Annotated in this window: 1 protein-coding gene; it reads left to right on the forward strand. The window is 60.0% G+C overall.

The annotated features are described in order from the left end of the window. Positions 1–106 precede the first annotated feature (106 nt). The coding region (locus CKO23_RS25055) for a DoxX family membrane protein (RefSeq protein WP_200336302.1) at positions 107–617 on the forward strand (511 nt) is incomplete at its 3' end.

Raw genomic sequence — 617 nt, forward strand, 5'->3', positions numbered from 1 at the left:
GCACTGGAATGCGCGGATTCAGAATTTCAGGATTCCGATATTCTAGAGCTTTTGAACATTCTTCTGAAACATGGCGCGATCTGCGGCTTTCAGGGTGAGGGACACAATGCATAGCACTATAAAAAAATATGAAAATTTCATACCGTCTATCGAAGAGAGAAGCGCAAAGCCGATCTTGACGACACTCGTGCGTTTCACTTTTGCTGCATCTTTACTGATCTACTTCTGGGCCTCCGCCCTGACCAAGCATGGCGACGGCCCGTTGGGCCTGATCCAACCCGCCCTAGGGGCGTATGCGCAGATCTTCCCCCGCGCGATGGCGGCGGCGGGGTTTGATGTGGGTGCGCTTGCCCCCTGGCAGCACGCGGTCGTCATCGCCGGCACCTGGGCCGAATTCCTGCTACCCGCACTGCTGCTGATCGGGCTTGCAACGCGACTGGCCGCGCTTGGCATGATCGGGTTCGTGTTGGTGCAGACCGCGACCGACCTGATCGGGCACGGCGCGCTGTCCGACCCGGTGACCTTGGGCGCGTGGTTCGATCGGATGCCGGATGCGGCGATTCTGGACCAGCGGTTGATCTGGGTCACGCTGCTGGCCGTGCCCGCGCTGCTGGGGG

The sequence above is a fragment of the Thiocystis violacea genome, from assembly GCF_016583565.1.
In the GTDB taxonomy this organism is placed as follows: Bacteria; Pseudomonadota; Gammaproteobacteria; order Chromatiales; family Chromatiaceae; genus Thiorhodococcus; species Thiorhodococcus violaceus_A.